We start from the raw sequence: 25714 nt of genomic DNA, 5'->3' as shown, positions 1-25714 counted from the left end.
AGTTCATGCTTGGAAGTAAAGATATTTTTCTGGATCGGGCAAAGCGGGAATTGTCGGTTATGCAGATGAACCACTGCGGTATCCAGGAATGTGAAAAAGGACATATGTGGCAGTTTCAGGCACGGCCTTATCATCTGCTGCATTTTGTACTGCAGGGAGAAGGAAGCTTGAAAATCTCAGGCAGAATGCTGAATGTACATGCCGGACAGGCATTTTTTATACCTGCAGGAATAGAAGGAAAATACATAGCTTCCCTGCAGAACCCCTGGAAATATGCCTGGATCGGATTTTATGCAGATAACGGAAATAAATTTATTGATCTTCTATTTGGAAAAAACGAGATCCTGGATCTGGCGCTTTCGGCTAAAGAACTGGAAAAAGAAATCTTGTCGATTTTGTCAGTTATGGATAAAAGACTTCAGGATGTGGCCATTTATCAGGAAGAAGATTTTCCGGGAGAGCAGTTTTTCTCCATACGGAATTTTTCCGCATCCCTGGAGGCAAACAGCAGAATGCTGCATCTTTTTGCCAGGCTCCTTGAAACACAGGGCGATATAAAAAAGCTGACAAAAGAAGAAAAAAATCTGGCCAAGGATGCCAAAAACTATATGGACCGCATGTACAGCCGGGATATCCGGATCCAGGATGTGGCAGGAATCCTCCATGTACATCCAAACTATCTCAGCACATTGTTCCGCCGGGAATACGACCAGTCACCCCGGGAATATCTCCGTAAAGTAAGGATGAATCAGGCAAAGATCCTGCTGACCACCACAGAATATTCCATATCCGATATTTCATCAGATGTTGGATATACGAATCCTTTTCAGTTTTCGAAAGTATTCAAAAGCTGCTATGGAATTTCACCTACAGAGTATCGGAATATGAGACAAGTGTAATACAAACATGTTCAGACTGGCAGCATGATTGCGATTACGCTGCCTTTTTTGCTGCTTTCCAGTACTTTTACCTGTCCGTTATGCTGTCTGACAATTTCACTGACAAGTGCAAGTCCCAGGCCGGCACCTCCCATAGCACGGCTTCTTGATTTGTCCACACGGAAGAACGGGGTGAAGATTTTTTCCTGATATTCGGGAGGAATGCCGATTCCGGTATCAGAGACTTCAAGAAAGACGTAATTGACAGATGTGGATGTATCTGTTATTTCTTCGGAAAGATGGATATTTACGGTTACTTTTCCACCGGAGTGATTGTATTTGATCGCATTTTCCACAAGATTGTACACAGCGCGATACAGCAGCAGGTAGCTTCCGGTAATGATGCAGTCCCCCTCCTGCTGGATCAGTTCAATATCCTTCTGTTCCGCTACGGAAGCCAGGTCGCAGAACACCTCATCAGTCAGTGCTGCCAGAGAGATTCTTTCGGAACGTTCAACAGTCTGTACACCGGTCATATCTAGGAGGATTTCAGCCAGATGGGAAAGTCGCCCGGTCTGTTCCTGGAGCATGGCAAAAATCTCCTGATAATCTTTTAAAGCAGGTGCTTCCCTGCGGGCAAAAACCTCCAGATTTGTCTGGATAACGGCAAGAGGAGTCCTCAGCTCATGGGCTGCATTGGCAGAAAATTGCTTCTGGGCAGTAAAAGCTTCATCCAGGCGTGCGAGCATTTTGTTAAATGAAATTGTCAGGCGGGAAATCTCGTCATTGGTAGCAGGAACTTCAAGAGTCTTCGAAAGGTTCTGGGCCTCTATTTTGTTCACCTCCTGGCTGAGCCTGCGAAGAGGAAGTAATGCCTGACGGCTGATAAAATATGTGCAGATACTGCTGAGAAGGATGATGATTCCTGTTACCATGAGTCCTTTGGTGAGAAAAAGCTTTTTTGTTAGCTGCAGCTGATTGGAAAGCTCCGGAAATAAGACGGAGGGATTCATATTAAAGGTGATGGGAGCAGAATCAGTGTTATCGATCCGTATCATGTAATCTCCCAGATCCTCCATTCCGGCAACTGCGGACTGGCTAATAAAAAAATACATCAGAATGCAGGTGACTGTCATAAGCAGCGCAGTGATCAGTGTCAGACGCCATTGAAGAGAAAGCTTTCCGGTTATTTTTTTCATTGTATATCCTCCGTTAAAATGTAACCCTGGCCGATCTTATTCTGTATTGGATCAAAGCCGAGAGCAGTGCGTAGTTTTTTTCGAAGAGAAGAAATGTGGACACGAATGGAATTGCTGAGACTGTTGACGCTTCCGTCCCAGATATGCTCGATCATTTCTTCCGGGCTTATGATACGGTTCTGATGAAGAAGGAAATATTCCAGCAGAGAACTTTCCTTTCGGGTCAGAGAAAGGGGGAGTCCATCGATACTGGCCTTTCTTGTACGGGTATCAAAGCTGATACGTCCGCATTGCAGACACACATCCTGCTGGATGAATTTTCTTCGTGTCAGACTTCGGATCCGTGCCTCCAGCTCTTCAAAATGAAAAGGCTTTGTGAGATAGTCATTGGCACCGAGATCAAGCCCTTCAACCTTGTCCTGGATCTGTCCTCTGGCAGAGAGGATCAAAACGGGAGTGGAAGTATCGGATTCCCGAAACTGGCGCAGGATTTCCAGACCATCAACGCCTGGAAGATTCAGATCAAGAAGGATGAGATCATAATTTTCCACAAGACATAATTCCAGTCCTTCATCCCCGTCAAAACATGTGTCCGCTTCATAGCCATCCATACGAAGTCCCTCCGCAATAGACTGGCAGAGCTGCTGTTCATCTTCGATTATCAATATATGCATAATAAATCCTCCAAAAAAACAGTTGATTTTGCTTTGTTATCTATAATATCATGTATAGCATAAAATTCCTGTAAATTTTTTTGTTTCTTAACAGAGATTTTATACAGGGGATGATATAGTAAGGCTACAGAGAACAAAATTTATATATAAAATATATGCTGGTTCCGGATATGGGCCGGTGATATCAGAAGGGAGAATATAAACAATGAAATTAAGAACACAGAAAATAACAGCACTTATGGCAGCTGCGGTATTAGGAATATCTGCATTTGGAAGCGTGCCGGTAACAGCGGCGGAAAGCACGGAAACAGCAGATCCCGGAGCGGCAATGATGATGGATGGAGAGGCAGTTTCATCAGATCTGGTGGCAGGTACATTTAAGCCTTCCGACGTAACCTGCAAGGCACAGGATTCTTATGAATATCCGTTTCTGGGACTGAAGCTTTCACTTTCGAAGGAGCTGTTAAAGCAGATCAAGGACCAGAGCATTGCAATGCTTACCACGGAAGATTTTGAGAATCAGACCAATGCAGTGACATATGCCTACGTAAGCTGGAGCAAAATGACAGAGGAACAGAAAAATGCCGAAATACAGAAGATGGGAACAGGATATGACGACTGGGTGGCAGGTCTGGACAGAATCGGTACAATTGGCGTTTATGACGAAGCTTCACAGAAAAAGCTGGATGAGATCACCGGCTGTACAGAGCATAAAGAGCTTGGAAGCAGCAGTGACGGGAAATACAAATATTATCTGAGCACCAACAAAGATGCAGATGAAAAGCTGACAAAGGAGCTGGAAAAGATCAAAACCGATATTACGGAAATGACACCGTATCAGAATATTTCCGTGTTTGACCAGCCACAGGATACCAGCAGCAACCCGGAGGATGTAAAATCTGTAGGAAAATTTGAAACAACAGGAATAGATGGAAAAACATATACAGAAAAAGTGTTCAGTGACTATGACCTGACGCTGGTAAATGTTTTTACAACCTGGTGCTCACCATGCGTAAAAGAGATTCCGGAACTTCAGGAGCTCTATAAAGAAATGAAAGATAAAGGCGTCGGAGTAGCAGGCGTAGTGCTTGATACTACAGATGAAAAGGGAAATCAGGACGAGGAGGCTGTAAAGAAAGCAGGCATTCTTCAGGAAAAAACAAAAGCAGAATATCCGTTCCTGACACCGGATACCACTATGATGAACGGTCGTCTGCAGGGGATTTCCGCATTTCCTGAAACATTTTTTGTTGACAAAGATGGAAACATTGTGGGCGATACCTATACAGGAAGCCATACACTGGACGAATGGAAGGAAATCGTGGAAAAAGAGCTTAAAAACGTTTCTAAGTAAAAGAAGATCATTACGGAGAGTGGAAAAATGATTCGGAAAATAACAGAATCCAGGTGGATCGGACCAGCTCTGGCGTTTTTGGGGATTTTACTGATGATACTGGGAATCTGCAGGGGCGAGGTATCTGTAGTTTTTACAAAAGCGATCAACATCTGTATGGAGTGTATAGGCATTGGATAATAAGAAGATGAAAATAAATGAATGGCCGCGGCATGGGATCCAGGCATTGTGGGCGGCCCTTACAAACAGTCACATATCAGGGTTTATAACTGGCAAGATATATACCGGAAAACTGAAAAATGTATGTGTTCCGGGGCTGAACTGCTATTCCTGCCCCGGGGCAAGAGGGGCCTGCCCCATTGGTTCTCTTCAGGCTGTGATCGGAAGCTGGAACTTCAAAATGGCATATTATGTAGCTGGATTTCTGATCTTTGTGGGAGCGTTGCTTGGAAGACTGGTGTGCGGATTTCTCTGCCCCTTTGGACTGATCCAGGATCTGTTGAACAAGATTCCTTTTCCAAAGAAGATCCGGACATTTCGTGGGGATAAGCTTCTGCGAAAACTGAAATATGTGATCTTTCTTGTATTTGTGATCATACTCCCCATGTTTGTAGTAGATATCATGGGGCAGGGAGCGCCATATTTCTGCAAGCTGATCTGCCCGGCAGGAACGCTGGAGGGAGGTATCCCACTGGTGCTGCTGAACAAATCCATGCGAAGTGCAGTAGGCTGGCTGTACATGTGGAAAAATACGATCCTGGTGATTACCATTATCTTATCAATTATGATATACCGGCCATTCTGTAAGTATATCTGTCCGCTGGGAGCTTTTTATTCGGTATTTAATAAAGTTTCCGTTTTTCGTTACAGAGTAGATAAAGAAAAATGTGTTCACTGCGGAAAATGCAGAAATATCTGCCAGATGGAGGTCGATCCGACAGAGGATCCCAACAGTACAGAGTGTATCCGATGTGGAAGATGTAAAAAGATATGTCCGACACAGGCGATCCGGTGTGGGTTTGCAGGAAAATCCTGATACAGAAAAATACGAAAACGGTACAGCTTATAAAATATAAGATGTACCGTTTTTTGAGACAGTAAACTACTTTTCCATATTATCTATCAGTAACATATTCAGCTGTTCCCAGCGCTTCAGATCTTTTTTTGTAAAAAGAAGCTGGTGGCGGAAAGCTTCGGTAAGCTCCTGCGGTTTTAAAGTGATCACACATTTGAATGCGCAGGGCATCAGATCCGCACTGGAAATCCCACACAAAAGTCCTGTTGTAAAATCTCGAAGCTCCAGAGGATTAAAAATGTACAGGAGATCTTCTTCCAGTGGGTTATACTGATTTACAAAGGAAAAACGGATCAGCATATCACTGTAAAGAACTTTTCCGGTGTAAAAAACCTCACTGCTTCTTCCGTTAGCAGAAACAGAACAGATCGTTAAGGTTGCTTCATATTTTCCGGATTCGCCCTTTTTTTCATAAATATCGATGACGCCATCCTTTGTACGCTGATATCGTCCATCATAAAAGTAAAAATATAGCCTCTGGGCCTGAAAAAATGGGCTTTTTTGTCCTTTTCCCGGTGCATTGGACGGTTCACTGGCTGTTTCAGGAAGACCGGTGGTAAGCTGGGACATAGATACCTGGAGAATCTGGCTGATCTCATATAAAGTTTCGATATCAACGGAGATATCTCCGTTTTCATATTTGCATATGGTAGCTCGGCTTTTATGGATGGCATCTGCCAGATCCTGCAGAGTCATCTTTCCGGCTTTTCGGTATTTTCTTATTTGTTCACCTACATAACAGGTAAAATCACTCATTTTGTTTCCTCATACTATCTATTTTTCTTATTAATTTTCATTGCATACGATTATATCGGAAAAACAGGTGATTTGTAAAGTAGTAAGAAACTTTTTTAAAATAAAATTTCGTAAAAAGAAACTTCTGCCATTTGCACTTATCTTTATTTAGGGTAAGATATAGCTGTTAGGCTGAAGGTTTCAGCTTATATCAAATATATACTTGAAGAGGGGAAATTGAAATGAAAGAAAAAGGAAGCAGCTTTTCCGGCTCAATAGGTTTTGTCCTGGCGGCAGCCGGAAGTGCAGTAGGAGTTGGAAATATCTGGAGATTTCCATATCTCTGTGCCAAAGATGGAGGAGGACTTTTCCTGCTGGTTTATCTGATACTGGTACTGACTTTTGGATTTGTACTGTTGACAACGGATGTAGCACTTGGGAGAAAGACAAAGAAAAATGCATTGAGAGCTTTTGAAGCACTTAATCCAAAGTGGAAATTTTTAGGACATTTAACGTTTCTGGTTCCGGCATTGATCATGACCTATTATTCTGTTATCGGTGGATGGATTGCAAAATATTTTTTTACTTATATTATTTCTGATGGGAAAGATGCGGCTTCAGATGGATACTTTACATCATTTATTACATCAGATATTGCACCCGTTGTATTTATGCTGATTTTTCTGGCCCTGACTGCCTGGATCGTATTTCGTGGTGTGGAAAAGGGAATCGAAAAGTTTTCCAGGATCATTATGCCGGGGCTGATTCTTCTGATCGTGATCATTGCCATTTTTTCACTGACACTGTCCCATACTGATACGGATGGAACTGTCCGCACCGGTATGCAGGGGCTGGCTGTTTACCTCAAACCGGATTTTCATGGATTGACGGTAAAACGCTTCCTGGAGATCCTTCTGGATGCGATGAGCCAGTTATTCTTTTCCTTAAGTGTATCTATGGGAATCATGATCACTTATGGTTCTTATGTGAAAAATGAAGTTAATTTAAATAAAGCAACAAATCAGATTGAGATCTTTGATACCGGCGTTGCGTTTCTTGCAGGAATGATGATCATACCGGCTGTTTTTGTATTTCTCGGAAAGGATGGAATGGCTTCCGGCCCAAGCCTGATATTTATCTCACTGCCAAAGGTTTTTGGTGCCATGGGAGTATTTGGCCGTCCGGTAGCAATTGCATTTTTCCTGATGATGGGATTTGCGGCACTGACTTCCTGCGTATCTGTCATGGAGACACTGGTTGCAAACTGCATGGAACTTTATCATAAACCACGTAAGAAAATGTGTGGTGCTGTCGGAATCTATTCTCTTGTTACAGCAGTACTGATCTGCCTTGGTTATAACAAACTGTATTTTGAACTTAAGCTGCCAAATGGTTCCGTTGGACAGCTTTTGGATGTGATGGATTATATCAGCAACAGTTTTCTGATGCCGTTTATCTCACTCTTGACAAGTATTCTGATCGGATGGGTGATCGGCCCTGACTGGATCATAGGAGAAGTGGAACGAAATGGGGAACATTTCAAACGGGCAGGGTTATATCGCTTTATGATCCGTTATGTAGTGCCGGTTGTAATGCTGATATTATTTCTGGTATCTACAGGATTTGCAGATTTGATTTCATAAGTGTGGTAAGAAAACTTCTCTGTATAGATGTATGTTTATGGTGCAGAAGGTGGAGAGAAAACTAGTACAGCGAATATTAATTTTTGCTGTACTGGTACATAAAACGAAAATGATTCAGAAAATTAGATTCAGCTCACTTTAAAAGTGAAAAAAATAATTTGATAATTTCTTGACAAGTACTGATAAATGTGTTAGTATTCAGTCATCAAATTAATAAGGTCTTCGGTGACTGACGGAATTGTGGGACTAACCACAAGGGAGCCGGAGATTTGATGAGTCGACCGTCTGGGCAGTATTTGAAGAAATTCGAATACTGCTCTTTTTTATGGGATAAAAAGATCCGGACGGTTGCTGCGGAGAAAGGAGAACATTATGGGATTCAAAAGTGACATCGAAATCGCACAGGAGTGCACAATGGAGCCAATTACCAAGATTGCGGAGAAAGCAGGTATTGATGACAAGTATCTGGAGCAGTATGGTAAATATAAAGCAAAGATCGACTATAATCTTCTGAAAGAAACAGACAAAAAAGACGGAAAGCTGATCCTTGTGACAGCCATCAACCCGACACCGGCCGGGGAAGGAAAAACTACGACAACCGTAGGTCTTGCAGATGGAATGCAGAGACTTGGAAAAAATGTTATGGTAGCTCTTCGTGAGCCATCTCTGGGACCGGTATTCGGTGTCAAAGGTGGTGCGGCAGGCGGCGGCTACGCACAGGTAGTTCCGATGGAGGATATCAACCTTCATTTTACCGGTGATTTCCATGCGATCGGTGCGGCAAACAACCTTCTTGCAGCAATGATCGACAACCATATCTTCCAGGGTAATGAGCTGAATATCGACCCGAGAAAGATCACCTGGAGACGCTGCGTGGATATGAACGACCGTCAGCTTCGTAATGTAGTAGACGGACTTGGCGGAAGAACAAACGGTATGCCACGTGAGGACGGATATGACATTACCGTAGCATCTGAGATCATGGCAGTTCTCTGTCTGGCAAGTGATATCAAAGATCTGAAGGAGAGACTTTCCAGAATCATCATCGGATATACTTACGGCAAGGTTGCTGAGCAGAAACCGGTAACAGCAGGAGATCTCCACGCAGAGGGTGCTATGACAGCACTTCTGAAGGATGCCCTGAAACCAAACCTTGTTCAGACACTGGAGCATGTTCCGGCGATCGTTCATGGCGGACCATTCGCAAATATCGCTCACGGATGTAACTCCGTAACAGCTACAAAGATGGCTATGAAGCTTGCTGATTACGCGATCACAGAGGCTGGCTTCGGTGCTGACCTTGGAGCTGAGAAATTCCTGGATATCAAGTGCCGTATGGCAGGTCTTACACCAAGTGCAGTTGTTATTGTAGCAACCGTACGTGCCCTGAAATACAACGGTGGCGTTGCAAAAGCTGACCTGAACAATGAAAACCTTGAGGCTCTTGAAAAAGGTATCCCGAACCTTCTGAAGCATGTAAGTAATATCAAGAATGTATACAAACTTCCATGTGTGGTAGCTATTAACGCATTCCCGACCGATACCAAGGCAGAACTTGATTTTGTGGAAGCAAAATGCAAGGAGCTTGGCGTAAATGTAGCACTTTCTGAGGTATGGGCAAAAGGTGGCGAAGGCGGAATCAAGCTTGCTGAGGAAGTAATCCGTCTTGTTGAAGAGCCGAATGATTTCACATATGCTTATGAACTGGAAGGCTCCATCGAGGACAAACTGAACCAGATCGTACAGAAGGTTTATGGCGGAAAGAAAGTGGTTCTTACAGCAAATGCTCAGAAGCAGGCGAAACAGCTGGAGGCACTTGGATTTGGCAACTGTCCGATCTGTGTAGCTAAGACCCAGTACAGCTTAACAGACGACCAGACAAAGCTTGGTGCTCCGACAGATTTCGAGGTAACAGTAAGAAATCTTAAGATTTCCGCAGGTGCAGGATTTATTGTTGCACTGACAGGTGAGATCATGACCATGCCAGGTCTCCCGAAAGTACCGGCAGCAACTAAGATCGACGTAGACGAGAGCGGTAAGATCACAGGACTGTTCTGATATAACGTATAGAGAGTTTTTGAGGGGAATTCAGATAAAAAGCGGTAGAACCTGCAGAAATAGAGGTTCTGCCGCTTTTTCTTATACTATTATAATATTGTTTATATTTATTTTACTAGTCTGAAAATTCCATGTATGATATACTTAGAAAAAAGCAGGAGAGTGATTAATTGAAATTTGAGTGGGATCAGGAAAAGAATCTGATCAATCAGAAAAAACATAAGATATCATTCGAAACTGCAGCATATGTATTTTAAGATAAGAATTACATAGAAATGTATGATTTTGAGCACAGTACAGAAGAAGACAGATATATTGCTATAGGATGTGTTGGTGAAGTTTTATTTGTGGTGTTTACCGAAAGAAAAGAAAACATTCGGTTGATCTCAGCTAGGTTGGCAACGGAATCGGAGAGGAGGCTCTATTATGATCAAAACATTTACTATTAATAAAGGGCAGAAGCCGACAAAAGAGCAAATACAGGAAGTTATGAATGCAAAAAAATCACCAATTGTACCAGATGAAGATGCACCAGAGTTGTCACCAGCAATGTATAAAGCTTTTAAAAGCAGTGTGATACAGCGAAATCGAAAGAAAAACGCATAAAATGGAAAAAACTCCTCCGGCAGTAAAACCGGAGGAGTTTTTTTGCATAAAAAGAGAAAAAAATCTATAATCGAACACATTTTCTGATATAATAAGAAAAGAAAAAATTTCCGGAGGTGTGTCCATGGATAAAAAAGAAGAACATATCTATATAGCTATTGATCTGAAATCATTCTATGCTTCCGTGGAATGTCAATAGCGGGGCTTAACGGCTATGAAGATGTAATCCGGGAAATGGCCAGACTTACTGATGTTTGGGTACAGTTATCCGAAGATAAAAAACGGGAATTGGATGAAAAACTGCAGGAGCTGATATTGGAAAAAGGCAGACAAGATAAGAAAATTCTATATGTATAAGCGAAAAGTGTTTTTTAAGATGATACAGAAAGTGAATTAGAAAAAAATGTAGAGATAAATGAATGTGGGGGAAAATATGGTATACACATGCAAATATAAATCACTAATCGGAGATATTTTACTTGCTGCAGATGAAATCGGACTTACCGGTCTGTGGTTTGAAGGACAGAAATATTTTGCAAATACACTTCCGGAAGATTATGTTCCACAGGAAACGAAAATTCTCACAGAAGCAAAAAAATGGCTGGATGTATATTTCTCCGGTGAAGAACCGAAATTTACTCCGCCACTTCATCCCACTGGTTCAGTATTCAGACAGGAAGTATGGAAGATTTTATTACAGATCCCTTACGGACAGACGATCACATATGGAGAAATTGCGCGCAGAATGGCAGTGATGAAAAATACTTCTCATATGTCGGCCCAGGCAGTAGGCGGTGCGGTTGGTCATAATGAAATTTCCATTATCATTCCCTGCCATCGGGTCGTAGGAACAAATGGAAGTCTGACAGGATACGCCGGAGGAATTGACAAAAAAATTTTACTTCTTAAGCTGGAGCGTACAGATATGAGCCGTTTATTTGTTCCAAAGAAAGGAACTGCACTGTAAAACTCCGGCTGAGAGGACGGTCTGGTGCAGACATCCAAGAAAAGACAGATATTTTATTTATGAAAGCATGCTATGAAAATTGCCAGCAGGATTTCGGAGGAATAATTATGGGAAAAATACTGGATGAAGATTTAATCTACGAGATACTGTCCGTGGTGGAAGAGATACCTGAGGGAAAAGTGGCCTCCTACGGACAGATCGCACGGCTGATCGGGCGGGATAAAAATTCACGTCTTGTAGGAAAAGTCTTAGGTATGGCAGAATTTTACGGGAAGTATCCCTGCCACAGAGTTGTGAACCATGCAGGGCGTACTGCACCAGGCTGGAGAGAGCAGAAGATGCTTCTGGAAGACGAGGGTGTGGAGTTTAAGGCAAATGGATGTGTAGATATGAAGCAGTATCAGTGGGAGGAGTAGTGTTTTATGAATTGTAGAAATATGATGCAGATCCCGGAGCTTACAGAAGTTCTGAAGCTGAAAGCAGGGGAAAACGGTCTGGAGTAGTCTGTACGATGGGGCTATTTTGCAGACTGCCTGCAGTGCATCAAAAGTGAATACAGGATTGAATAACTATATCCATGGAGGAGAATTCGTAGTTCTGACAAATCCCAGTGTCACCAACGACAGCCGGAAACTCGTGCTGGAGGAAAAGGACAGAAACGCCGCAGAGCAGCTGTCTTCCTCTATTCTGGATGCAGAACATTTAAGCCGAGAGCGTGTGATGGCACAGGCCAGATATCTGAACCTTGCACCGCTTACCATGACCGATGAGCAGATGGAGAAAGGACTTGAGATCTTTGAAGCTTCTCTGAAAGAGGCATTAGAAGCATAGATTAATAGAAAGTTACTCTGTAATAGAAAGCTACTTTGTAACAGAAAAATAAAACATGCTTGACAAACCATAAATTCCTCATATAATTATCAATAGTAATTAACTAAGATAATTATATGAGGAGTTTTTTTATGACAAATGAAAAGATCAAGCGGATGTTTGATGCATTTTATCAGGCAAAGCGGATCCGGGATATGCTTCCGCCACTGCCCCAGGGGGTGATGCCATCCTACATTCAGTATCTGGATGTGATCCATTCCCTGCAGAGGGAAAAAAAGGATATCCGGCTCTCTGATATCAGTGATGCCATGAACCTGCCACGTCCCGGTGTCACCAGAACAGTGAAAGAAATGGAGGCAAAGGGATATCTGCAGAAGCTTACATCTCCGGATGACGGGCGCGTTACTTACATCTCCATAACAGAAAAAGGAGAGAGGCTTTCCAGAAAGTATGATCAGGATTATTTCAGCAGTCTGGCGCCCTATCTTTCAGAGATTTCCGAAGAAGAAGCAGACAGTATGATCCGGACCATCGGGAAATTTTATCAGATTATGTGTGACAGGAGAGTAGATTATGACAAGTGATAAGGCAGATTTTACCCAGGGAAATATCCTGAAGAAGCTGGTTGCATTTATGATGCCGGTACTCGGCGCATTGATCCTGCAGGCAGCCTATGGTGCAGTTGACCTTCTTGTGGTGGGGAGATTTGGTTCCACATCCGGATTGTCAGCGGTTTCCACCGGAAGTCAGGTACTGAATCTGGTTACCTTTGTAGTGATTCAGTTTGCTATGGGTATCACAGTTCTGATCGCACGTTATCTTGGAGAAAAAAGACCGGAGCAGATCAGCTCCGTCATCGGTGGGGCTGCGATCGTCTTTACCATGATATCGATCGTGCTGTTTATTGTTATGGTAGGCTTTGCACATCCGATCTCCGTGCTGATGCAGGCACCGGAAGAAGCGGTAGCGCTGACTGCATCTTATGTACGGATCTGTGGAAGCGGAATTTTCTTTATTGTGGCGTATAACCTGCTGTCTGCCATCTTCCGTGGCCTGGGTGACAGTAAATCTCCGTTGCTGTTTGTGCTGGTGGCATGTATTGTAAATGTGATCGGAGATCTGGTACTGGTAGCCGGGTTACATATGGATGCAGCAGGAGCAGCTATTGCTACGGTTTCTGCTCAGGCCTTAAGTGTTGTATTTGCAGTAGTTCTGCTGATAAAGAAGGAGCTGCCGTTTACCATCACAAAGAAAGATTTCCGGCTGAATCCCCAGTGCAGACGTTTTCTTAAGATCGGACTGCCGCTGGCACTTCAGGAATTCCTGACCCAGATTTCATTCTTGGCCTTGTGCGCATTTGTCAATCGCCTGGGTCTGGAAGCATCCTCCGGTTACGGAGTTGCATGTAAGATCGTAAACTTTGCCATGCTGGTTCCAAGCTCTCTGATGCAGTCCATGGCTTCCTTTGTTTCACAGAACGTAGGAGCCGGAAAGCCAAAACGTGCGAGAAAATCTATGCTTACGGGAATTGGAGTTGGTCTGTCTGTGGGATGCCTGGTATTTATCCTGATCCTTCTGAAGGGGGATGTACTGGCAGGATTCTTCTCCACAGATGCCGGTGTTATCCAAAAGGGCTTTGATTATCTGAAGGGCTTTGCACCGGAAACACTGGTTACAGCTGTTCTGTTCAGTATGATAGGCTATTTCAACGGAAACAACCAGACCATCTGGGTTATGGTCCAGGGCCTGGTACAGACGCTTCTGGTACGACTTCCAATGGCGTACTTCATGAGTATCCAGCCGGATGCCAGCCTGACAAAGATCGGTCTTGCAGCACCGGTATCTACCACAGTGGGAATCATTCTGAACATCGGATTCTTTCTGTACTTCACCCGTGCGAAAAAAGAAATTGTTTCTGAAGAATGACCGGATAAAGGGATGTAAATGAGGGGGTGATATGATATAATCAAAATCACCCCGGCAGAGGTGATGGTACTGACCCTGAAATAGCTGCCGGAATCTTGACAGCTGTAAAGGAGGAGGACAGGATGATTTGCGGGATGACGTATTTTCAGATATGTCTGTATTTTTTGTTTTATTCTTTTGGAGGATGGGTCGTTGAAGTTATCTTCCATGCAGTAACATTAGGAAAGGTTATAAACCGGGGATTTCTCAACGGTCCGGTATGCCCGGTGTACGGATTTGGTGTACTTTCCGTGTTTGCACTGCTTAATACGCTTCAGAGCGGCGGACATCAGATGAGTGAAGGAATGATCTTTCTGTTTGGAATCGTTCTTGCAACTGCGGTAGAGCTGGTTGCCGGATGGCTTCTGGATGTATGCTTTCATGCAAGATGGTGGGATTATTCCAATAAGCCGCTGAATTTTCACGGCTATATCTGTCTTGAGTTTTCCCTGATATGGGGACTTGCCATTGTGATGGTTGTAAAGGTTTTTCAGAAGTATGTGGAGCGTCAGGCTTCTCATACACCTTCCACACTGGAATGGGTTGTTATGGCAATTTTGTATGCGGTGTATCTGGCAGATTTTATTGTAACAGTAGCGGTGATCCGCGGACTGAATAAGAAGCTTACCCGACTGGATAAGGTACGTGCAGATCTGCGGATCGTGAGCGATAAGCTCAGTGATACTCTGGCAACAACTACCATTGATACAGCACAGAAGGTGGGAGAGGGAAAGGTTCAGGTTGCTCTTGCTAAGGCAGAGCTCAGAGATGCGACTGTGGCTCAGAGAGAAAAATCTGCCGAAATGCTTCGGATGAAGAAAGCGGAGCTTCAGGCACAGTTTGATGAGCTGTCAAACTCTATCACAAACCATACCGTATTCGGTCAGGGAAGAATCATTAAGGCTTTCCCGGAGATGAAACACAGAGATTATTTTGAACTGATCCAGGAACTGAAGAAAAAACTCAGATAAGAAAAATGAAATGCGATAAAGAGGCAGCAGGAAATGTTGGAAATTTCCTGCTGCCTCTTTTAGTACAGAGTTTCAGCCTATCGAATTCTTTTCTTTATCATTGGTCCGATGATCATGGCGATGATCATTTTTATGAGATCTGCCGGGATAAACGGAATTACACAGATTCCAAGAGCTGCTTTGAAAGTGGAATCTGCAACAATGCAGAACCATACAGTTCCGAAAAGATAGCATACGATTGTTCCTGCGATCATACCAACGAGCTGGATCAGAGGCTTATGGCAGTTGTCAATTACCAGTCCGGCAATAACAGCCATAACGATAAAGCCGATGATGTAACCGCCTGTAGGACCGGCCAGCTTTGCAGGACCGCCGGTAAATCCGGAAAATACCGGAAGACCTACAAGGCCAAGCAGCAGATAGATCAGATAGCTGATGGTTCCTTTTTTCCATCCGAGAAGATACAGGGACAGGTAGATGGCAAGATTGGTAAATGAGATCGGAACCGGACCGATTGGAATGGACAGCGGCGCAAGTATACAGGTGACAGCTGCCATAAGAGCGGTCATGGTGATCTCGTAGGTTTTTGTACGTGGTGCAGAGACAGTATTTGTCTGATTCATATTGAAAGAGCCTCCTTTGAAAAAGGTAATGTATTTACTGGTTTGGGTAAGCAATGAAATGCTGTAAGTGTGTATGAAAGATCATATGCCATAAGGATGCTTACGCAGATTCGATCTCATAGGTGAATCCTGCATCTGTAATGGTTTTCAGAGTATCTTCGATTCCCTGGCCACCTTCTGTAAGATAACCGGAAGCAAAAATAGAATCCACAACACTGAGCAGTTTTTTTTCTTCGCCTTTAAAATAAACTTCTCTTCCGGCAGCACATCGGATATCTGCTTTAGGTACAAGAAGTCTTGCCAGGCAGAGGACTTTCATGCAGTATTCTGTTGTCAGCTGGGAAATATCTGCATTTCCGAGAGGAGTTCCCTTGATCGGAAGAAGAAAGTTGATCGGCAGTGCTTCCGGCTGGATCTCACGTAATTCCAGAAGCATGTCAACAACGTCCGCCTTGCTTTCACCCATGCCAATGATACCGCCGCTGCAGATCTCGAAACCAAGTCCCTGAAGCATATGGATATTCCGGACACGCTGGTCAAAGGTATGTGTACTGCAGATATTATGATAAAAGGAACGGCTGCTGTTCAGGTTATGATTGATCCGGTCAAGACCAGCCTCTTTGAGCATTTTTGCCTGGTGCTCTGTGAGAAAGCCTATGGAGCAGCAGAGATGAGTTCCGTGTTCTTTCATTTTGCGGATCCTGCGGGCCAGCTCCTCGATTTCTTTATCTGTAAATTTCATACCACTCAGTCCGATACAATGTCTGGATAAATGATAATCATTTACAAAATCATTGTCCTGATATAATTTGTCTTCATCTACCCATTTGTATTTATCAATATCGGCAGTGGAACGACATGACTGGGCACAGTAGGCACAATCCTGGGAACAGTTACCGCTGCGGGCATTGGTAAGGATGTGGATGCTTACCCGGTTTCCCTTATATTTGTAACGTAAACTGCTGGCACGGTCGATCAGTGCCTCAAGTTTTTCGTCCGGAGTATCTAAAATTGCAATGGCTTCATCTCTGGAAAGCGATGGAGCTTCTTTTTCGCATGCTGCAGTGTTCATGTCAATACCTTCCTTTTGATTTTTTTGTACGGGTATCACTTTATCACATAGAAATATCTATTGTCAACTATAAATATAGAATGAGTTTACAATTAAAAACTGTAGTATTAAGGTATTGCTTAGACTTATCAAAGCAGGTAATTTCCTTGATTCGGTTAAAATAATTCTCAATTCAATATCATATCTTTATAAAATCTTAATACGAAAGCAGAGACTTTTATACTATCTTTGAAAGTAGTTATATATAATAAAATGCATTACGAGGATAGCACTGTTAAAAGTATTGATAAGGAGTTCTGATCATTTATGCCGGAAAAATCATATAAGAAAAAACATATGACATCTTTTCAGCTGATTATCATGGGGTTTGCAGGAGTGATCCTTTTGGGAACCGTTCTGCTGATGCTTCCATTTTCTTCTACGGAGAAAGTGATCACACCATTTCATGAGGCACTTTTTACAGCCACTTCGGCGGTATGTGTTACAGGTCTTGTGGTAAAGGACACTGGAAGCTACTGGTCCCTGGCAGGCCAGACGATCATTCTTGCACTCATACAAACAGGTGGGCTTGGAGTAGTGACTGTGGCTGCGTCTGTTTCCCTTCTTTCCGGAAAGAAAATATCCCTCATGCAAAGAAGCACCATGCAGGATGCAATTTCAGCTCCAAAAGTCGGAGGAATCGTCAGACTAACAAAGTTTATTTTGAGGGGAACATTTTTGATCGAAGCAGCGGGGGCGTTGCTGCTTCTGCCGGTTTTTCTGGTGGATTTTGGGAAAAAGGGAATCTGGATGTCAATTTTTCATTCAATCTCTGCTTTTTGTAATGCCGGCTTTGATATTCTGGGGACAGCTTCCAGTATCTTTCCATCGCTGACAGGGTATTCCGGAAATATACTTATAAATCTGGTAATTATGCTGTTGATCATTACAGGGGGAATAGGTTTTCTCACATGGGATGATATTTATACAAATAAACTGAACTTTAAACGCTACCGCATGCAAAGCAAGATCATTCTCATGACTACCGCATGTCTGATCTTATTTCCGGCAGTTTTTTTCTATATCTGTGATCTGACAAAATTACCCATGGGAAAACGCCTGTTGGCAGCAGCGTTTCAATCGGTAACGACAAGAACTGCCGGATTTAATACTATAAACATTTCAGAGATGAGTGAGGCATCAAAAGCAGTTATGATATTGTTAATGCTAATTGGTGGTTCACCGGGATCTACAGCAGGTGGAATGAAAACAACAACTTTTTCAGTACTTATTTTAAATGCAATTGCGACATTTCGAAGTCAGGAAAATGCAGGGGCTTTTGGTCGAAGACTTGAATATCATGTGATAAAAAATGCAGCGACAATCGCCATGTTATATTTTGCCTTGTTCTTTGGCGGCGGAATAGCGATCAGTGTGTACGAAGGCCTTCCACTTTTAGATTGTCTGTACGAAGCTGCTTCAGCTGTTGGTACGGTAGGTCTGACTCTGGGAATTACACCGGAACTTCATATTTTTTCACAAGTCGTGTTGATCATACTGATGTACTTGGGACGTGTAGGTGGTCTGACCCTGATCTATGCGGTATTTTCCGGAAGAAATAAGGGAAATGCAAAGCTTCCTCTGGAAAAAATCACAGTTGGATAAGAAGGAGAAAAATAATATTATGAAAAATGTATTGATTATTGGACTTGGAAGGTTTGGAATACATATTGCCATGCAGCTCAATCAGCTGGGACATGAAGTTATGGCAGTTGACTGGAAGGAAGAAAGAGTGGACAAAGTACTGTCGTTTGTGACGAATGCTCAGATTGGTGACAGTACCAATGCTGAATTTTTACAGTCCCTTGGAATTGGAAACTACGACATTTGTTTTGTGACCATTGGAGACAGCTTTCAAAATTCTCTTGAAACAACATCCCTTCTAAAAGAACTGGGCGCAAAATTGGTGATATCCAGAGCTGAACGTGATGTTCAGGAAAAATTTCTTTTACGCAATGGTGCCGATAAGGTAGTTTATCCGGAAAAGCAGGTGGCAAAATGGGCATCCATCCGTTATACAGATGATCATATCCTGGATTATATGGAGGTGGACGCTTCCCATGCAATTTTTGAAGTGGAAGTGCCGGAAGAATGGGTTGGAAAAACAGTGGGTGGACTTGACATCAGAAAACGCTACAATATTAATATCCTGGCAGTAAAAAATGAAGAGGAATTCAGTATTGCAATTTCTCCGGAAACGTATTTTGCAGAGAATGATAAATTACTGGTATTAGGAGAGTACAGAGCTCTTCAGAAGTGCTTCCGCATATAGCTCATTGCCATGAAGAAAAAATTTTGACCACAGAACAGCTGCGTGATATAATTCCAGAAAACAGTAGCAGAAGGAGAATGACAGAATGAGCTTGAAAATGGAGGATACAGTAAAAAACAGAACCTATCCGAAACGGCCATTTGCATGGTATGTGGAAAAACCGTCCGCAAAAGATTACTTGCTGACGGTTTTTATATTTGCAGTATGCACTTTGATTGGCCTGTTGTTTCAGAAACTGGATCTTACAGATACAAATATTGTAACGATATACATTCTGGGCGTATTGATAACTTCGATCGTGACAGATGGTTATCTTTGCAGTGTAGCCGGATCCTTTTTAAGTGTATTCTTATTTTGCTTTTTCCTGACGGAGCCAAGGATGTCTTTTGAGACATATGCGGTGGGATATCCGGTGACATTTTTCATAATGCTTATTTTGTCCGTACTTACAGGAACCCTTGCGGCAAAGCTGAAAATGCATGCAAAGCTGTCTTCACAGCTTGCCTTTCGTGCACAGGTTCTGTTTGATACGGATCGTTTGCTGCAAAAGGCAAAAAGTGAGACAGAAATCCTCGGAGTTACCTGTACACAACTGATACGTCTGTTAAACCGCAGCATCACGGCATATGTTGTGGAAAATGGAACTTTATCAGAAGGAAAGCTTTTTTCCGGGGAAAAAGAAAGCACAGAGGATTTTCTGACACAGGAAGAACAACAGGCGGCCAGATGGACTTATGAAAACAGACAGCGTGCCGGCGCATCCACGCAGCATTTTTCACAGGCAAAATGCTTATATCTGGCAATCCGAAGCGGAAATAATGTTTATGGCGTAATTGGGATCCCTCTGCAAAAAGAAACACTGGACTCTTTTGAATACAGCATCCTGCTGTCTGTAATAAATGAATGTGCACTTGCAATGGAGAATGTACAAAATGCCATAGAAAAAGAGAGAAATGCGGTTTTAGCAAAAAATGAGCAGCTGCGTGGCGATCTTCTTCGGGCAATCTCCCATGATCTGCGTACGCCGCTTTGTTCCATTTCAGGAAATGCAGATATGCTTCTCAGTAACAGTGACCGTCTGGATGAAGCTACAAAGTATCAGATTTACACGGACATTCATGATGATGCAGAGTGGCTGATCGGAGTTGTGGAAAACCTGCTTTCAATCACCAGGATCAATGATGGAAGATTGAAGTTTAAATTTACGGATCAGCTTTTGGATGAGGTAATAGCAGAGTCACTCCGACATATCAGCCGGAAACATGATGAGTATAAGATCGTGGCGGACTGTGAAGAACTTGTTCTTACACGTATGGACGTGCATCTTATTATACAGGTTCTGGTAAATTTGATCGATAATGCGATAAAATATACGCCGTCAGGCTCTGTCATCAGCATTCGGGGGGTTAAAAAAGCCGGGAAAGCACAGATAAGCGTGGAAGATAACGGCCCCGGAATTCCGGATGAAATGAAGCCACATATTTTTGAGATGTTTTATACAGGAAAAACAACCGTTGCAGACAGCCAACGGAGTCTGGGGCTTGGCCTGGCACTTTGCCGCTCTATCATAGAAGCTCACGATGGAACCCTGGTTCTTTCGGATCATGCTCCGCATGGATGTAATTTTACTTTTACTTTACCATTAAGCGAGGTGACATTAAATGAATAAGACATTAATTCTGGTGGTTGAGGATGACAGACCCATACGGAACCTGATCGTTACCACATTAAAAACACATGACTATAAATATCTGGCTGCAGAAAATGGGGCTTCAGCCATTCTGGAGGCTTCATCACATAATCCGGATATCGTTCTTCTGGATCTTGGTCTTCCTGATATGGAAGGAGTAGAGGTAATAAAGAAAATCCGTACCTGGTCGAATATGCCTATTATCGTGATCAGTGCCAGAAGTGAAGATATGGACAAAATAGAGGCACTGGATGCGGGTGCAGATGATTATATCACAAAACCATTTTCAGTAGAAGAATTACTTGCGCGTATCCGTGTCAGTCAAAGGCGGCTTGCCATAACGCAGGCAGGAAAACAGCCGGAAACATCTGTTTTTGAAAATGGTGGATTAAAGATAGATTACACGGCTGGCTGCACATTCCTGAAGGATAGAGAACTGCATCTGACGCCCATTGAGTATAAGCTGCTCTGCCTTTTATCCCGTAATATTGGAAAAGTATTGACACATACATATATTACTCAGCAGATATGGGGACGCTGCTCGGAAAACGATGTTGCTTCTCTCAGGGTCTTTATGGCAACACTGCGGAAAAAACTGGAGCCTGAAAAAAACGGTGTACAATATATCCAGACACACATAGGAATCGGATATCGCATGCTCAGAATCGAGAAACCTGAGCAGGAAACGAACTCTTCTTTATGAAGTCGGAGGGGCTGACGGAAGCAGTCTGTTTCTGGGAGTGATCATTTATGCGGTTTGCTTATTGTTTGGTATCTTTGGGGTGAAAGCATATATTTCATCGCAGACAGTAGATACAGAAGTACTTGAGATGGGGGTCAGCTATCTGAGGATATGTTGCGTAATTTCTTTTGGTATTATTTTCTTTTCTCTATTTGAAAAGTTACTCCAGGCAACAGGCCGTTCTCTTTATTCCACAATTGGTCAGGTGGTTGGAGCGGTTGTAAATATCATCCTTGATCCGATCATGATCTACGGTATTGGACCTTGCCCGGAAATGGGAGTGAAAGGCGCAGCCTACGCAACTGTAATTGGACAGGTAGCATCAGCAGTATTACTGCTCATTTTTCATATCAAAGTGACATGCTCCCACCACTTAAATCTTACGATTTTGAAGTGGGGGCTTCCTGCTCGATTGCCCTTTAGGGCAAAGCTAAAACAGGCTATCCCCGCGTGTCCTGCGGTTTTGTTTTTTATGTTTATCCGGTTACGGATTTTTTTCTTGTGCCGTCAGGCACATTCTTTATAGATCCTTTTTCCTTCTTCCCGGATGTTGACTGCTGCATTCACATCCCGGTCCATCCTGTTTCCACATTCACAGACATACATTCTATCCGACAATGCTAGTTCCTTTTTCTTATGTCCGCATACACTGCAGATCTTGCTGGATGCAAAATAACGGTCTACTTTTATAAGATGTTTTCCGCGCTCTTCCAGCTTGTATCCAAGCATGGACAGAAACTGCCCGTACCCGTTATCCTGCACGCCTTTCCCAAGATGCAGGCCTCCGGACATTCCCTTCAGGTTCAGATCTTCCACGCATACTGCATCATATCTTTCAGCAAGCTCCCTGCTGAGCTTATGCTGGAAATCTTTTCTCTGGTTCTTTATCTTTTCATGACATAAAGCTACCCGTTTCTTCTGTTTCTGATAGTTCCGGCTTCCTTTTTCACAGTGGGAGAGCTTTCTCTGTTCCCTTGCAAGTTTTTTCTCTGCTTTTCTGTAAAACATAGGATACCCAGCTCTTTCTCCTGTAGAAAATACACACATTCCCTGCATGGCAAAATCGATCCCAAGAAATCTCTCTGCCGGTCTTTTTTCCACGGTTTGGTTCTCACAGCAGAACAAAAGACTTGCAAAATATTTCCCGGATGGCTCACGGCTCACAGTTACGGATCTCAGCTTCCAGTCTGACGGAATCTGCCGGTGGAGTTTTATCTTTATGGCAGCCATCTTCGGAAGCTTCAGATGGCTATCCTGCAAAAGGATATTCCCGTTTACTGCATTGGTCGTATACGAATTTCTTGTATGCTTCTTTGATTTATAACGTGGAAATCCGCAGGATGGTTCCCGGAAGAACTTCCGGAACGCACTTTCCAGATGCAGCTGCACATTCGCCAGGGCAAGGGAGTCTACCTCCTTCAGCCAGGGATATTCCTTCTTATATCCGGCCGGTGTGTTCCGGAGCATCTTTTTTTCTTTCTGGTAATAGCTGATCTTGTCCGCGAGCATCTGGTTATAGATAAAGCGGCTGCAGCCGATTGTTTTCTCTATCTGGACTTTCTGCTCTTTATTTGGATAGATCCTTATTTTTACGGCGCGGTTCATTCTTCTCACCTTCTGTATTTTATAACCATCACCAGGTGATAGTATAGTAGAAATACTGAATGGGAATTATTGTCTAATTCCATTATATTTATCATTCATTTTCTTTTATCGACTGATATGTATTTATGAACTAATTGTTCTTTTTTAGTATACTACATCAGGGGATGGAGAACAAGTGTTTCTTTTGTACTATAGGGATTTTTTGAGCAGATATGCCCAGATGTGCAATTCATCTCACCACCTGAAGAGGTGGGAGAATTCTTGCTACATTTGTTAAAAATGCAGAATGAAATGAAATTGACAGATGAAAGTTGGATCAGTTATCAGCAAGGAAAAGGTAATGAAGAGTATCAGAAGTATATGGAAGATCTGACAGAAGAGCGGGAGGAAGTTTTAAGGATATGGAATGATCTGAATACAAATGGGCAGGAAACAGTAATGTCAATGCTTCATTGACTTCAAAAGTAGAAGAACAGTTCGAGTATATGTATCGGCTGTTCTTTTTTGTTTTTCGGGTGCTAAAACGGTAAATTTTTCTTGTGTATAATTGAACGTTAAAGTATAATAAAATCAATTTTGGGCATAAGATTAAAGCTATAATAAGGAAATCGGCAAACCAGATGAAAGTCTGGGACGCAAAGCTACAGGGCCTGTAAAATGGCAGCCAGTTGCATGAAATGAGGTGCACTGTCTGTCTGACAGTGCTTTTTTAACGATGTTATTTCATAGACGTAACAATAATGATTTTATCAGGAAAGAATAAGGAAAATAAAAGTATGAAAAAGGTAAAAAGTTGTCTGACAGCAGTGGTGTCAGGTGTACTTGTAGCAACTGCTGTCTTGTCTGGATGTGGACAGTCAAAGAAAGAGGTATCTAAAAATGATGATCATCTTACCGTTTATCTATGGGAAAATCGTTTGATGAAAAATATTGCACCCTATATCCATGAACAGTTCCCAGATCAGGATATTGAATTTATTATTGGTAACAATGATACTGATTTATACAGTTATTTTAAAGAACATGATGAATTACCGGATATCATAACAGTACGTCGATTCTCTGGAACAGATGCACAGGACTTACAGCCTTATCTTATGGATTTTGCTTCTTATGATGTTGTTTCCAAGTACTATTCTTATGCGGTGCAATATTATAAGAATGCGGAGGATGAAATCCAGTGGCTGCCAATCTGTGGTATTCCGCAGACGATCATTGCCAACAAAACACTGTTTGATCAGTATGGCGTAAAGATTCCAGAAAATTATGAGGAATATGTACAGGCCTGTCAGCAGTTTTATGATAATGGCATAAAACCGTATTCCATGGATATTGGTGAAGACTGGTCTAATAATGAAATCATCCAGGCAGCGGCAATCGGTGAGTTTACAAGCCTGGATGGTATTGAATGGCGAAACGGTGCAGAGACTGCAGCGGATGAAGTAAAGTTTGATGATACATTATGGAAACGTATTTTTTCAGAAACCAGTCAGTTTCTTAAGGACTCGCACTTTGGTAAAGAAGATATCAATATTGACATCAATACAGGAACCCAGATGTTTGTCGAGGGAAAATCAGCAATGTTTCATGGACATCCGACGGTTATGCAGCAGCTGCAGAAACAGATGGATGCGGATCTGATCCGTATTCCTTACTTTTCACAGACATCGGATGAATCCTATGTGTACATGACTCCGTCCTTAAACATTGCATTTAACAAAAACCTGGAAAAAGACCGGGAGAAACTGGATACTGCACTGGATGTGCTGGATTGTATGATTTCAGAAGAGGGGCAAAAGCTGATTGCGGATGGAAGCGGTGTTATTTCATTGAATACAGATGTTCCAACCATGATGCAGGATGTGCCTGGACTGGAAGAGGAAATTAATAATAATGCTGTTTATATCCGGTATTCCGCTCAAAAATCATTTGATGCAAGTCTTGAGGCTGTTCACGGATTACTGTCAGGAGAAATGGATGAAACACAGGCTTATGATACTTTTCGCAGTGCAATAAATCGTAAAGATCCAGAAGAAAAAGCAACGGTGAATTTTGAAAATGAATATTCCATTTCACTGAACGATAGAAATGGCCGTGATGCAGCATCTTCCATTTTAACTACGATCAGAGAAGAAAATGATGCACAGCTGGCGCTGGCACCATATTATTATTTCACTTCCTCTATGTACAAAGGAGAATGCACCAGCAGCCGGGTTGGCATGATGACAGCGAAGAGTTCAGATACAGCATTATATGTTGCAAAAATCAATGGTAAACAGGTTTGTGAACTCGTGGAAAATTATCTCGCCGATGCGGATGAGAATTTTTACGTAACCAATAAATACGAATTACCAATTGCATCCGGTATGAAAATGATCGTCAATCAAGAGGAAAGTGGATTTTCGTTAAAGGACTTAACAGTTAACGATAAGAAAATAGACAAAGAAAAGGAATACTCTATTCTTCTTACAGACACCACAATGTCTGTATTGAAAAAAATAAATTCGAAATGTGAGATTGAGCAGCTTAAAGAGACAACATTATCAAGTGCATGGATCGAAGCAATGTCAAAAGGACAGCAGCCGTCAGCACCGGAAGACTATATAGAGGTTGAACAGTAAAAGTGGAGATAGAACAAACGGTAAATAAAAGAAAAAAAATAACAAGGCTGTTGCTTATACTACTTATTATTCTTTTAAGCTTAGGTTGTATCAA

Annotated in this window: 27 protein-coding genes, 1 pseudogene and 2 riboswitches; of the genes and pseudogenes, 21 read left to right on the top strand and 7 right to left on the bottom strand. The window is 42.5% G+C overall.

Features of this window, described 5'->3' with window-relative positions; translation table 11 throughout:
• Window positions 1-5 precede the first annotated feature (5 nt).
• A complete protein-coding gene (locus DWX61_RS09395; RefSeq protein WP_118624957.1) occupies window positions 6-899 on the top strand; it encodes an AraC family transcriptional regulator in 894 nt (297 codons plus the stop codon).
• 11 nt (window positions 900-910) lie between these two features.
• On the opposite strand, the gene DWX61_RS09390 is transcribed toward DWX61_RS09395, so the two are convergent.
• On the bottom strand, window positions 911-2077 hold the full coding sequence (locus tag DWX61_RS09390) for a sensor histidine kinase (RefSeq protein WP_118512805.1): 1167 nt from the start codon (window positions 2075-2077) through the stop codon (window positions 911-913).
• Window positions 2074-2751: a response regulator transcription factor gene (locus DWX61_RS09385; protein WP_118512804.1), complete on the bottom strand. Its 678-nt coding sequence runs from the start codon at window positions 2749-2751 to the stop codon at window positions 2074-2076. Before DWX61_RS09385 ends, DWX61_RS09390 begins: the two co-directional genes overlap by 4 nt.
• 205 nt (window positions 2752-2956) lie before the next feature.
• Between DWX61_RS09385 and DWX61_RS09380 the strand changes: the two genes are divergently transcribed.
• From DWX61_RS09380 to DWX61_RS09370, 3 genes are read left to right on the top strand one after another with little or no spacing between them, the layout of a single operon-like run.
• Entirely contained in the window at window positions 2957-4105 is a 1149-nt protein-coding gene (locus DWX61_RS09380; RefSeq protein ID WP_118512803.1) for a TlpA family protein disulfide reductase, read from the top strand.
• Window positions 4106-4132: 27 nt separating this feature from the next.
• Window positions 4133-4285: a CD1871A family CXXC motif-containing protein gene (locus DWX61_RS09375; protein ID WP_118512802.1), complete on the top strand. Its 153-nt coding sequence runs from the start codon at window positions 4133-4135 to the stop codon at window positions 4283-4285.
• Window positions 4286-4292: 7 nt separating this feature from the next.
• Window positions 4293-5141, top strand: coding sequence for a 4Fe-4S binding protein (locus DWX61_RS09370; protein ID WP_118512969.1), 849 nt, complete (start codon window positions 4293-4295; stop codon window positions 5139-5141).
• 66 nt (window positions 5142-5207) lie between these two features.
• Here DWX61_RS09370 and DWX61_RS09365 read toward each other — a convergent pair whose 3' ends face one another.
• A complete protein-coding gene (locus tag DWX61_RS09365; protein WP_118624955.1) occupies window positions 5208-5936 on the bottom strand; it encodes a helix-turn-helix domain-containing protein in 729 nt (242 codons plus the stop codon).
• A 221-nt stretch (window positions 5937-6157) separates the two neighbouring features.
• Here DWX61_RS09365 and DWX61_RS09360 point away from each other — a divergent pair, with 221 nt between their 5' ends.
• From DWX61_RS09360 to DWX61_RS09310, 10 genes are all read left to right on the top strand, one after another.
• Complete coding sequence (locus DWX61_RS09360; RefSeq protein WP_118624953.1) at window positions 6158-7558, top strand: sodium-dependent transporter; 1401 nt, start codon at window positions 6158-6160, stop codon at window positions 7556-7558.
• 215 nt (window positions 7559-7773) lie between these two features.
• Window positions 7774-7856, top strand: a riboswitch (ZMP/ZTP riboswitch).
• A 74-nt stretch (window positions 7857-7930) separates the two neighbouring features.
• Window positions 7931-9616: a formate--tetrahydrofolate ligase gene (locus DWX61_RS09355; RefSeq protein ID WP_092068491.1), complete on the top strand. Its 1686-nt coding sequence runs from the start codon at window positions 7931-7933 to the stop codon at window positions 9614-9616.
• A 269-nt stretch (window positions 9617-9885) separates the two neighbouring features.
• Window positions 9886-10065, top strand: a complete 180-nt coding sequence (locus DWX61_RS19560; RefSeq protein ID WP_330575610.1) for a BrnT family toxin — start codon at window positions 9886-9888, stop codon at window positions 10063-10065.
• Complete coding sequence (locus tag DWX61_RS09345) at window positions 10043-10222, top strand: hypothetical protein (protein WP_118512798.1); 180 nt, start codon at window positions 10043-10045, stop codon at window positions 10220-10222. The genes DWX61_RS19560 and DWX61_RS09345 overlap by 23 nt, the downstream gene beginning before the upstream one ends.
• Before the next feature lie 433 nt (window positions 10223-10655).
• Window positions 10656-11189, top strand: a complete 534-nt coding sequence (locus DWX61_RS09335; RefSeq protein WP_118625091.1) for a methylated-DNA--[protein]-cysteine S-methyltransferase — start codon at window positions 10656-10658, stop codon at window positions 11187-11189.
• Window positions 11190-11296: 107 nt separating this feature from the next.
• On the top strand, window positions 11297-11605 hold the full coding sequence (locus DWX61_RS09330; RefSeq protein WP_015527257.1) for an MGMT family protein: 309 nt from the start codon (window positions 11297-11299) through the stop codon (window positions 11603-11605).
• Window positions 11606-11750: 145 nt separating this feature from the next.
• The gene (locus DWX61_RS09325) at window positions 11751-12020 is read left to right on the top strand and encodes a hypothetical protein (protein ID WP_138276462.1); all 270 of its coding nucleotides are present in this window, start codon (window positions 11751-11753) and stop codon (window positions 12018-12020) included.
• Window positions 12021-12151: 131 nt separating this feature from the next.
• The gene (locus DWX61_RS09320) at window positions 12152-12604 is read left to right on the top strand and encodes a MarR family winged helix-turn-helix transcriptional regulator (RefSeq protein ID WP_118624951.1); all 453 of its coding nucleotides are present in this window, start codon (window positions 12152-12154) and stop codon (window positions 12602-12604) included.
• Window positions 12594-13946 (top strand): MATE family efflux transporter, encoded by a 1353-nt coding sequence (locus tag DWX61_RS09315; protein WP_118624949.1) that lies wholly within the window; start codon window positions 12594-12596, stop codon window positions 13944-13946. Before DWX61_RS09320 ends, DWX61_RS09315 begins: the two co-directional genes overlap by 11 nt.
• A 122-nt stretch (window positions 13947-14068) precedes the next feature.
• Window positions 14069-14956: a putative ABC transporter permease gene (locus tag DWX61_RS09310; protein ID WP_118512794.1), complete on the top strand. Its 888-nt coding sequence runs from the start codon at window positions 14069-14071 to the stop codon at window positions 14954-14956.
• Between the two features lie 77 nt (window positions 14957-15033).
• Here the strand turns inward: DWX61_RS09310 and DWX61_RS09305 are convergent, their stop codons facing one another.
• Together DWX61_RS09305 and bioB are read right to left on the bottom strand one after the other, a co-directional pair.
• On the bottom strand, window positions 15034-15579 hold the full coding sequence (locus tag DWX61_RS09305; RefSeq protein WP_015527251.1) for a biotin transporter BioY: 546 nt from the start codon (window positions 15577-15579) through the stop codon (window positions 15034-15036).
• A gap of 100 nt (window positions 15580-15679) precedes the next feature.
• Window positions 15680-16651 (bottom strand): biotin synthase BioB, encoded by a 972-nt coding sequence (gene bioB, locus DWX61_RS09300; RefSeq protein WP_118624947.1) that lies wholly within the window; start codon window positions 16649-16651, stop codon window positions 15680-15682.
• A 306-nt stretch (window positions 16652-16957) separates the two neighbouring features.
• Here bioB and DWX61_RS09295 point away from each other — a divergent pair, with 306 nt between their 5' ends.
• The 5 genes from DWX61_RS09295 (at window position 16958) to DWX61_RS09275 (ending at window position 21920) form a co-directional block, all read left to right on the top strand.
• Window positions 16958-18295: a TrkH family potassium uptake protein gene (locus tag DWX61_RS09295; RefSeq protein ID WP_118624945.1), complete on the top strand. Its 1338-nt coding sequence runs from the start codon at window positions 16958-16960 to the stop codon at window positions 18293-18295.
• Between the two features lie 19 nt (window positions 18296-18314).
• Window positions 18315-18962, top strand: coding sequence for a potassium channel family protein (locus DWX61_RS09290; protein WP_118063961.1), 648 nt, complete (start codon window positions 18315-18317; stop codon window positions 18960-18962).
• A gap of 85 nt (window positions 18963-19047) precedes the next feature.
• On the top strand, window positions 19048-20631 hold the full coding sequence (locus tag DWX61_RS09285) for an ATP-binding protein (RefSeq protein ID WP_118512790.1): 1584 nt from the start codon (window positions 19048-19050) through the stop codon (window positions 20629-20631).
• Window positions 20624-21355, top strand: a complete 732-nt coding sequence (locus tag DWX61_RS09280; RefSeq protein WP_118063965.1) for a response regulator — start codon at window positions 20624-20626, stop codon at window positions 21353-21355. Before DWX61_RS09285 ends, DWX61_RS09280 begins: the two co-directional genes overlap by 8 nt.
• Window positions 21303-21920, top strand: coding sequence for an MATE family efflux transporter (locus DWX61_RS09275; RefSeq protein WP_502696288.1), 618 nt, complete (start codon window positions 21303-21305; stop codon window positions 21918-21920). Before DWX61_RS09280 ends, DWX61_RS09275 begins: the two co-directional genes overlap by 53 nt.
• Here the strand turns inward: DWX61_RS09275 and DWX61_RS09270 are convergent.
• Together DWX61_RS09270 and DWX61_RS09265 are read right to left on the bottom strand one after the other, a co-directional pair.
• Window positions 21902-22999, bottom strand: coding sequence for an RNA-guided endonuclease TnpB family protein (locus tag DWX61_RS09270; RefSeq protein ID WP_110102915.1), 1098 nt, complete (start codon window positions 22997-22999; stop codon window positions 21902-21904). The two genes, DWX61_RS09275 and DWX61_RS09270, sit on opposite strands and share 19 nt — an antisense overlap.
• Window positions 23000-23007: 8 nt before the next feature.
• Window positions 23008-23082, bottom strand: a pseudogene (locus tag DWX61_RS09265) (IS200/IS605 family transposase); the annotation flags it as partial.
• Window positions 23083-23290: 208 nt separating this feature from the next.
• Here DWX61_RS09265 and DWX61_RS18945 point away from each other — a divergent pair.
• Entirely contained in the window at window positions 23291-23455 is a 165-nt protein-coding gene (locus DWX61_RS18945; protein WP_182433975.1) for a hypothetical protein, read from the top strand.
• A 144-nt stretch (window positions 23456-23599) separates the two neighbouring features.
• Window positions 23600-23675: riboswitch (cyclic di-GMP riboswitch) on the top strand.
• A 100-nt stretch (window positions 23676-23775) separates the two neighbouring features.
• Window positions 23776-25620, top strand: a complete 1845-nt coding sequence (locus DWX61_RS09260; RefSeq protein WP_118624943.1) for an ABC transporter substrate-binding protein — start codon at window positions 23776-23778, stop codon at window positions 25618-25620.
• The last annotated feature ends 94 nt before the right edge of the window (window positions 25621-25714 follow it).

The organism is Ruminococcus sp. AF20-12LB (genome assembly GCF_003478985.1).
Lineage (GTDB): Bacteria > Bacillota > Clostridia > Lachnospirales > Lachnospiraceae > Blautia_A.
Note: the sequence above shows the minus strand (reverse complement) of the source record. Positions and strands in the feature narration are given on the sequence as shown.